The sequence below is a fragment of the Aliirhizobium wenxiniae genome (assembly GCF_019511445.1).
GTDB classification, from domain to species: domain Bacteria; phylum Pseudomonadota; class Alphaproteobacteria; order Rhizobiales; family Rhizobiaceae; genus Neorhizobium; species Neorhizobium wenxiniae_A.
On sequence record NZ_JAEUAN010000001.1, the window covers coordinates 447,976 to 456,487 of the forward strand.

The 8,512-nt window shown below is 60.5% G+C and carries 5 protein-coding genes; 1 reads left to right on the plus strand and 4 read right to left on the minus strand.

Annotated features, from left to right (window positions below; translation table 11 throughout):
- Positions 1-117 precede the first annotated feature (117 nt).
- Complete coding sequence (gene metH / locus JNB91_RS02265) at positions 118-3,894, plus strand: methionine synthase (protein WP_220323876.1); 3,777 nt, start codon at positions 118-120, stop codon at positions 3,892-3,894.
- 212 nt (positions 3,895-4,106) lie between these two features.
- On the opposite strand, the gene JNB91_RS02270 is transcribed toward metH, so the two are convergent.
- From JNB91_RS02270 to JNB91_RS02285, 4 genes are all read right to left on the minus strand, one after another.
- Positions 4,107-5,456 carry an MFS transporter gene (locus JNB91_RS02270; protein ID WP_220323877.1) on the minus strand — a complete coding sequence of 450 codons (1,350 nt, stop codon included), beginning with the start codon at positions 5,454-5,456 and terminating at the stop codon, positions 4,107-4,109.
- A 147-nt stretch (positions 5,457-5,603) separates the two neighbouring features.
- Entirely contained in the window at positions 5,604-6,665 is a 1,062-nt protein-coding gene (locus JNB91_RS02275) for an ABC transporter ATP-binding protein (protein ID WP_220323878.1), read from the minus strand.
- Positions 6,666-6,677: 12 nt separating this feature from the next.
- Positions 6,678-7,469, minus strand: a complete 792-nt coding sequence (locus JNB91_RS02280; protein WP_220323879.1) for an ABC transporter permease — start codon at positions 7,467-7,469, stop codon at positions 6,678-6,680.
- A gap of 10 nt (positions 7,470-7,479) precedes the next feature.
- Positions 7,480-8,355 carry an ABC transporter permease gene (locus JNB91_RS02285; protein WP_220323880.1) on the minus strand — a complete coding sequence of 292 codons (876 nt, stop codon included), beginning with the start codon at positions 8,353-8,355 and terminating at the stop codon, positions 7,480-7,482.
- Positions 8,356-8,512: the final 157 nt, after the last annotated feature.

Consider the following 8,512-nt stretch of genomic DNA (forward strand, 5'->3'; position numbering starts at 1 on the left):
CACCGCTGGCCATTGCGACAAATCCGACAGCGATTGCGACGTATGTGCTGGACATCACATAAAGGCATCTTTATATGATTATGAATATTGCCTTGATCTCTATCAGGAGTGTCTGCCTTGTTCGATGAACTGTTCGGTCCCGAAGGTGCTCGCCGCGATGGCGCGGAAATTCTGGAAGCTCTGAAAAAAGCCGCCAGTGAGCGCATTCTTGTCATCGACGGTGCGATGGGTACGCAGATCCAGGGACTTGGCTTCAACGAGGATCACTTTCGCGGTGAACGCTTCATCGGCTGTGCCTGCCACCAGCAGGGCAATAACGACCTTCTGATCCTGACCCAGCCGCAGGCGATCGAGGACATCCACTATCGTTATGCGATGGCCGGTGCCGATATTCTCGAAACCAACACGTTTTCCTCCACCCGTATCGCGCAGGCGGATTACGAGATGGAGGCTGCGGTCTACGATCTCAACCGCGACGGCGCTCGGCTTGCGCGTCGTGCCGCGATCCGGGCGGAAAAGGAAGACGGCCGCCGCCGTTTCGTCGCCGGCGCAATCGGCCCGACCAACCGTACCGCTTCGATCTCGCCTGACGTCAACAATCCCGGTTACCGTGCCGTTTCCTTCGACGACCTCCGCATTGCCTATGGCGAGCAGATCGACGGGCTGATCGATGGCGGCGCCGATATCATCCTGATCGAAACGATCTTCGATACGCTGAACGCCAAGGCGGCGATCTTCGCCTGCGAAGAGCGGTTCGAGGCCAAGGGCGTACAGCTGCCAGTGATGATTTCCGGCACGATCACCGACCTTTCCGGCCGCACGCTGTCAGGCCAGACGCCGTCTGCCTTCTGGAATTCGGTGAGCCACGCCCATCCGTTCACCATCGGCCTGAACTGCGCGCTCGGCGCTGACGCGATGCGGCCGCATCTGCAGGAACTGTCTGCCGTTTCCGATACGTTCATCTGCGCCTATCCGAATGCCGGCCTGCCGAACGAATTCGGCCAGTATGACGAAACGCCGGAGATGATGGCGCGTCAGGTGGAAGAGTTTGCCCGCGAAGGCCTCGTCAATGTGGTCGGCGGCTGCTGCGGCTCGACGCCGGAGCATATCAGGGCTTTGGCGGAGGTGGTCGCCAAATATCCGCCACGCGCGCTTCCCGAACATGTGCCGTTCATGTCGCTGTCGGGTCTTGAGCCTTTCGTGCTGACCAAAGACATTCCCTTCGTCAATGTGGGCGAGCGCACCAACGTCACCGGTTCAGCGAAATTCCGCAAGCTGATCACCAATGCCGATTATACGGCAGCGCTGGCTGTCGCCCGCGACCAGGTGGAGAACGGCGCTCAGGTCATCGACATCAATATGGATGAAGGCCTGATCGATAGTGAAAAGGCGATGGTCGAGTTCCTCAACCTGATCGCCGCGGAGCCGGATATCGCCCGCGTACCGGTGATGATCGATAGTTCGAAGTTCGAGATCATCGAAGCGGGCCTCAAATGCGTGCAGGGCAAGGCGATCGTCAACTCGATCTCGCTGAAGGAAGGCGAGGAGAAGTTTTTGGCGCATGCCAAAATCGTGCGCAACTACGGTGCAGCCGTCGTCGTCATGGCCTTCGACGAGACAGGGCAGGCGGACAGCTATGAGCGCAAGGTCGAGATCTGCACCCGCGCCTACAAGATCCTGACCGAGCAGGCCGGGTTCCCGCCGGAAGACATCATATTCGACCCGAACGTGTTTGCTGTCGCGACCGGTATCGAGGAGCACAACAATTACGGCGTCGACTTCATCGAGGCGACGCGGACGATCCGCAAGACGATGCCGCTCGTGCATATTTCCGGCGGCGTTTCCAACCTGTCCTTCTCTTTCCGCGGCAACGAGCCGGTGCGCGAGGCGATGCATGCCGTGTTCCTCTACCACGCCATTCAGGCGGGCATGGACATGGGCATCGTCAATGCCGGCCAGCTGGCGATCTACGAGAATATCGATCCCGAGCTGCGCGAGGCCTGTGAGGACGTGGTGCTCAACCGCCGTGCCGATGGCACCGAGCGGCTGCTTGAAGTGGCAGAGCGGTTCCGTGGCGGACCGGGCAAGGAAGCCAAGGTTCAGGACCTCGCCTGGCGCGAAAAGCCGGTCGAAGAGCGTCTGTCGCATGCTCTGGTGAACGGCATTACCGACTATATCGAGGCCGATACGGAAGAGGCGCGTCAGAAGGCCGAGCGCCCGCTGCACGTCATTGAAGGTCCGTTGATGGCCGGCATGAACGTGGTCGGTGACCTGTTCGGCTCCGGAAAAATGTTCCTGCCGCAGGTGGTGAAATCCGCCCGCGTGATGAAGCAGGCCGTGGCCGTGCTTCTGCCTTACATGGAAGAAGAGAAGCGCCTGAATGGCGGCGATGAGCGCAAGTCGGCCGGCAAGGTGCTGATGGCGACGGTGAAGGGCGATGTGCACGATATCGGCAAGAACATCGTCGGCGTCGTGCTGGCCTGCAACAATTACGAGATCATCGATCTCGGCGTGATGGTGCCGGCGACCAAGATCCTTGAAACCGCCGTGGCCGAGAAGGTCGATATCATCGGGCTTTCCGGCCTGATCACGCCGTCGCTCGACGAAATGGTGCATGTGGCGGCCGAAATGGAACGGCAGGGATTTGATGTTCCGCTTCTGATCGGCGGGGCAACGACCAGCCGCGTGCATACGGCCGTGAAGATCCATCCGCGTTACGAAAAAGGGCAGGCGATCTACGTGACCGATGCCAGCCGTGCTGTGGGTGTCGTATCGGCATTGCTGTCGGAAGAGCAGAAGCCGGCCTATGTCGAGGGCATCCGAGGCGAATATGCGAAAGTTGCCGAGGCGCATGCCCGCAATGAACGCGAGAAATTGCGCCTGCCGATTGCCCGCGCCCGTGCCAATGCGGAGAAAGTGGATTGGACTGCCTACGAGCCCGTGAAGCCGCAGTTTACCGGTACCAAGGTGTTCGAGAGCTATGATCTTGAGGAGCTGGCGCAGTATATCGACTGGACGCCATTCTTCCAGACCTGGGAGCTGAAGGGCCGTTATCCGGCAATTTTCGAAGACGAGAAGCAGGGCGAGACCGCGCGCCAGCTGTGGACCGATGCCCAGGCGATGCTGAAGAAGATCATCGCGGAGAAGTGGTTCCGTCCGCGGGCCGTCATCGGCTTCTGGCCGGCGAATTCGGTCGGCGACGATATCCGTCTGTTCACCGACGAAAAGCGCGACGAGGACCTGGCGACCTTCTATACGCTTCGCCAGCAGCTTTCGAAGCGCGATGGCCGCCCGAATGTGGCACTGTCGGATTTCGTCGCACCCGTCGAAAGCGGCAAGGCTGATTATGTCGGTGGCTTCGTCGTCACGGCCGGGATCGAGGAAGTCGCGATTGCCGAACGTTTCGAGCGTGCAAACGACGATTATTCGTCGATCCTCGTCAAGGCACTGGCTGACCGGTTCGCCGAAGCGTTTGCCGAACGCATGCACCAGCGCGTCCGCAAGGAGTTCTGGGGCTATGCGGCGGATGAGACGTTTACCAATGATGAGCTGATCCACGAGGAGTATGCCGGTATTCGTCCGGCGCCGGGGTATCCGGCACAGCCCGATCATACGGAAAAGGACACGCTGTTCCGTCTGCTGGACGCCACCAATGCGACGGGTGTGGAGCTGACGGAAAGCTATGCCATGTGGCCGGGCTCCTCGGTCTCGGGCATCTATATCGGCCATCCGCAGAGCTATTATTTCGGCGTGGCCAAGGTCGAGCGTGATCAGGTGGAAGACTATGCGTCGCGCAAGGCAATGGCCGTCGAAGAGGTCGAGCGCTGGCTCGGGCCGGTTTTGAACTATGTGCCGGGCGGGGCATCGGCCGAGGCCGTGGACGACGCGGCTTAAGACGATAGTTCCATCGCTGAAAACAGGAAAGCCGGAGAGCAAAACTCTCCGGCTTTTCTTGTTCTTGAGATGCCATATGCGGCGTCTTCTTCGCCCCGGGATTTAACCTGATAGTGTCCCGAGGATCTACTGCCAGCTCATGCCTGATGAGAGGTTGGCAGATGCTCGGGACATCCTCGGATCAACTCCGAGGACGAGCATGACGATCGACGTTAGCTCTTGGCCAGTCTCGCCGTCAGTTCCTCGATGCCTGCGGCCGATTCCACCTTGTTGCCGCTGAGGCTCAGATAGATGCCGACGCCGGTGGTGAGGGCCGCGATGAAGAGCAGGTACCAGGCGTGCGCCATCGGATTGATGGCGAGTGCCGAGGTGACCGCGATCGGGGTCAAGTCACCGAAGATGGCGTAAGCGACGTTGTAGGAGAAGGACAGGCCGGTGAAGCGGACGCGGGCCGGGAAGGCACGGACCATCACATAGGGGATTGCTCCGACAAGGCCGACGGCCAGTCCCATGATCGCGTAGAGTGCGAACATGAGGGTGATCGAGGTGCCGGCGAAGCTGTAGAAGGCCCAGGTGGCCGCGCCGAAGACGATGCCGGCGACTGTGAAGAAGCGGCCCGAACCGACACGATCGACAATGCTGCCTGCCGCCGAGGTGGCGAAGATCAGGAACAGCGTGCCGAAGCTCGTGGCGGCCAGCGACTGCTGGGCGGTGTAACCGTAGATCTTTTGCAGCAGCGTCGAGGTCATCAGCGTGGTGACGACGATGGCGGCAGACAGGATCCACGTGAGCAGCATAGAGATGATCACGCCACGCAGATGGTCACGCAGCACGGTCTTCAGCGGCAGCTCGGGTGCCAGCGCACGGCTTGCCTTCATCTCGGCGAAGATCGGCGTTTCCTGCAGCCAGCGACGCATCCAGACCGACAGAAGGCCGAATATGCCGCCGATGAAGAACGGGATACGCCATGCGCCATCGGCGATCGCTTCCGGTGTGAAGACGGTGTTGATCACGGTTGCGATGGACGAACCGAGCAGGATGCCGAGCGACAGGCCGGATGTGAGGAAGCCGCAGGCGAAACCGACACGCCGGAAAGGGACGTGTTCGGCAACGAAGGTCCAGGCGCCGGGCACTTCACCGCCGATGGCCGCACCCTGCAGGATGCGCATGGCGACCAGCAGGATGGGAGCCATGACGCCTATCGTGGCATAGGTCGGCATGATCGCCATGCCGAGCGTCGACAGCGACATCAGCAGGATCGAGAAGGCGAACACCTTCTTGCGGCCGAACATGTCGCCGAAATGGGCGAGCACGATGCCGCCGAGCGGGCGGATGAGATAACCGGCAGCGAAGATGCCAAACGTCTGGATCAGCACCAGCCATTCCGGCATATCCGGCGGGAAGAAGAGTTTGCCGATCACCGTCGCGAAAAACACGAAGATGATGAAGTCATAAAATTCCAGTGCGCCGCCGAGGGCGGCAAGGCCGAGGGTCCTGAAATCCTGGGAGGTCAGGCGGCGCGGAGCGGCTCCTGCGGGAGCCGATGAGGTAATCGAAGACATTGTACTCAACTGAAGGTACGAAGTGGGCTCCCGCTCAGGGAGATAGCCCACCCGGAATGCGGCATAGGGGGCCGCATATCAAGGTTTAAAGCCCGTTTCTTCAGTCAATCCACTGCGATAGCGATGCAGTTCGGCAACAGGCCGATATCAATCCCGGATGAGCAGCAGGTCGCTGGCGGCAAAACGCAAGGTGACCGTTTCGCCCGGCTGCGGCAGGACCTTGTCGGGGGCGTTGAACATGTCGAAGGAAATCTGGTTGCCGCCGACCTCGAATTTCGTGCGCACGACCGAGCCGAGGAAGTGGGACGAGACGACGGTGCCGGTCAGTGCCGTGTCTCCCTTGGCGCTTTCAGACAGGGAACCCGCCTCCGGGCGGAGCGCGATTGAGACCTTGTCACCGGCTTTCAGCGCGCCGATCGGCTCGCGCAAAGGGATGACATTGTCGCCGATGCTGATCGTGTTTGCTGCGGGATCGGCCACAAGGGCATCGATGATGTTGAGCGTGCCGACGAAGGAGGCAACGAAGCGGGTGGCGGGGCGATTGTAGATATCCGACGGCGTGCCGATCTGGTCGGCGCGGCCGGCATTCATGACGACGATGCGGTCGGAGATCGACAGCGCCTCTTCCTGGTCATGGGTGACGAAGACGGTGGTGATTCCGAGTTGGCGCTGGATCTGGCGGATTTCCTCGCGCAGCGATACGCGGATTTTTGCGTCAAGCGCCGAGAGCGGTTCGTCGAGGAGCAGGACCTGGGGTTTGGGGGCGAGCGCGCGTGCAAGGGCGACGCGCTGCTGCTGGCCGCCGGACATCTGGTAGGGGTAGCGGTCGGCGAGATGTTCAAGATGGATGAGTTTGAGCATCTCCTTCACCCGGGTCTCGATCTCCGCTTTCGGCATGCCTGCGACCTTGAGGCCGAAGGCGACGTTGTCGAAGACGTTCATATTGGGGAAGAGCGCATAGGCCTGGAAGACCATGCCGATATTGCGCTGGCTGGTTTTCAGGCCCGATTGGTTGCGGCCGTTGATGGTGATCGTGCCGTCGCTCGGGGTCTCGAAACCGGCGATCATTCTCAGGATCGTCGTCTTGCCGCAGCCGGAGGGCCCAAGAAAGGAGATGAACTCGCCCTTCTCGATCGACATGTTGAAATCCTTGACGACTTGCGTCTGGCCAAAACTTTTTTTGAGGCTGTCGAGGACGAGGAAGGACATGGGCGAAATTCCTTAGGCGCGGCGGGCCGGCGCCATCTTGCTGAGACGGGAGACGAGCTGGATGAGGCCCATGGAAAGCCAGGTCATGGCAAAGGCGATGACGGCAAGTGCGGAGGGCTCATAGGCCTTGTTGGCGCCTACAAGCTGAAGATAAGGGCCAAAGGCCGGGCGGTTGAGAAGGGCTGCCATGGTGAACTCGCCCATGACGATGGCGAAGGTGATGAAGGCGCCGGACAGCACGCCCGACATGACATTCGGAAAAATGCAGCGAAACAGGATGGTCGGCCATTTCGCGCCGAGGATTTCGGCGGCTTCCGTCAAGGTGCGGACATCGATCGTGCGCATCGCCGTGTCGACCGACCGGTACATGTAGGGCAGGGACAGGGTGATGTAGGACATGACGAGCAGCACATTGGTGCCGAAGGTCGAGCCGGTGAACGGGATATAGGACGAGGAATTGTAGAGGCGCAGGTAACCGAAGACGATGACGATCGCCGGGATGACGAGCGGCATCAGGGTGACGAATTCGACCACGGGGCGCATCTGCGGCAGGCGCAGGCGCACCCAATAGGCAGTCGGCACGACGAGCAGCATGCCGAAGATGATGGTGAACAGCGCCATCAGCATCGAAAAGCCGAAAGTCTGCTGGAACTGGATATCGGAAAACACCGAGCCATAGGCGTCGAACGAATATTCGCCACGGCGCATGCGCAGCGAGAATTCGAACGTGCCGAGCAGCGGCACGAAGAAATAGATGACGCCGATGGCGATGGCGAGCCAGGCGAAGAATTTGGTCATCTTCATCGGTCCGCCCTCACTTCTGCCAGCGTTCGGCGCGCATGCGCAGCCAGATATAGAGAATGTTGGAAAGGCCGGTGATGACGATCATGCCGAGCGCCAGGGCATAACCGAGATTGGGGTTATGCAGCACGTCGCCGCGGATCTGTGCATAGAGCAGGATCGGCACGATGTTGAGCGAGGAGCCGGTCAGCGCGTAAGCCGTGGCGATGGCGCCGAAGGCGTTGGCGAATAGCAGCAGGCTGGTACCCAGAAGGCTCGGCCAGAGGATCGGAAAGGCGACCATGCGCCAGTATTGCCAGGTTGATGCGCCGAGGATTTCGGAGGCTTCGCGCCATTCCTTCTTCAGGCCGTCGAGTGCGGGCGTCAGGATCAGCACCATCAGCGGGATCTGGAAGAACATGTAGGTGACGGTCAGGCCGACGAAGGACAGGAGATTGAAGCCGGTCGAATAGAGATTGAAGCCGAACCAGTCGCGCAGGAAGACCGTGACAAGCCCGGTGCGGCCAAGCGTTGCGATGAAAGCGAAGGCGAGCGGTACGCCGGCGAAATTCGAGGCGACGCCGGAGAAGGTCAGGAGGCCCGAGCGGATCCAGGAGGGCAGCCCCCCGAGCACGATTGCCCAGGCGAGGAAAAAGCCGATCAGCGCGCCACCCAGCGACGAGGCGAAGGAGACCTTTATGGAGATCCAGTAGGCTGACATGATCGTCGGGGTGAACAGGTCGGCGATATTCTTGAAGGTAAAGTCACCTTCCGGCGTGAAGAAGGCGCCCACGACGAGATAGAGCGTCGGGACCAGCAGAAACATCAAAGCGAAGATCATGAACGGCGCGATGCCGAGCCAATCGATGACGGTACGTCTGTCGATGAAGGACGAGGATGCCGTTGCCATGAAAAAGCGCCTTTGGAAGATTTTGCACGAAAAAGGCCCCCTCTGGCCTGCCGGCCATCTCCCCCACAAGGAGGGAGAGGACCTGCCGCACCCGCTCGATGATTATCTCTGCGGAGCGGCCAGGTTAAACCCTTCCCCTTGCGGGGAGGGTTGGGAG